Raw genomic sequence first — 1,126 nt, 5'->3', positions numbered from 1 at the left:
TGAATTTCTATATTTATTTTGATACATCAAACTTAAGAATACACTATTTTATTCTAATGGTAAATAGAAGAAGAAAGGCGATAAATGTACACTAATTCAGTTATTTTTCTTCATTATAATATGTTTTATACGGCAATACATACAAATTTCACGATAATTAGACAGAAAATTAAGAAAAAAGAAGGATTTTCGAGCCTCTTTCTATAATTATATAAGTATAATCTTTAGGGAAGAAAGAGGGGGTATATAATGGAAGTAAAAAGTAAAGCAGAGTCTGTAGTTGTCAAATATGAAGGACGTGTGGCAACGGTCATGGTAAATCGTCCAGAAGTATTAAATGCGTTAGATGAGCCTACTTTAAAGGAATTGGCAAAAAAACTGAAAGAAGTTGCTGAAAGTTCAGCTCATATTGTCGTATTATGCGGGAATGGTCGCGGTTTTTCAGCGGGTGGCGATATTAAATCGATGCTTTCAAGTAATGATGAAAGCAAATTTGAAGGTATCATGAATGCGATTTCTGAAGTTGTTGTTACATTATATACAATGCCGAAGCTTGTCATTAGTGCCATTCATGGTCCGACGGCAGGTCTTGGATTAAGCATTGCGTTAACCGCGGATTATGTAATGGCTGATATTTCATCCATCATTGCGATGAATTTTATTGGAATCGCTTTAATTCCAGACGGTGGAGGTCATTTCTTCCTGCAAAAACGCCTTGGTGAAAATATGGCGAAACAAATCATTTGGGAAGGTAAGAAGCTATCGGCAACAGAAGCGTTAGACATTGGTTTAATTGATGAAGTAATCGGAGAAAACTTCCAAGGGGCTGTGAAACAAAAAATAAACGAGTGGCTGCAAAAACCAATTAAAGCGATGATTCAAACGAAGCAAATTTTATGCGAAGTGAATCGCTCTAGTCTAGAACAAACATTGCAACTTGAAAAGCGTGGACAATACGCGATGAGACAAACGGCCGATCACAAAGAAGGAATCACGGCATTTTTAGAAAAGCGTCCACCAGTGTTTAAAGGAGAATAAAAAGAAGAAAGTGCTGGCACATTTTAGTATAATTGTGTTAGCACTTTTTTTAGATATGTATACATCAATTAAAACCCCTCTTTTTGGG

At 35.7% G+C, this 1,126-nt stretch carries 1 protein-coding gene; it reads left to right on the top strand.

Features of this window, described 5'->3' with window-relative positions; translation table 11 throughout:
• Positions 1 to 249: 249 nt before the first annotated feature.
• Positions 250 to 1,038, top strand: a complete 789-nt coding sequence (locus V7183_RS24060; protein WP_335361085.1) for an enoyl-CoA hydratase — start codon at positions 250 to 252, stop codon at positions 1,036 to 1,038.
• Positions 1,039 to 1,126: the final 88 nt, after the last annotated feature.

Origin of the sequence: Bacillus sp. JJ1127 (genome assembly GCF_036965845.1) — a bacterium.
GTDB lineage: Bacteria > Bacillota > Bacilli > Bacillales > Bacillaceae_G > Bacillus_A.
Note: the sequence above shows the minus strand (reverse complement) of the source record. Positions and strands in the feature narration are given on the sequence as shown.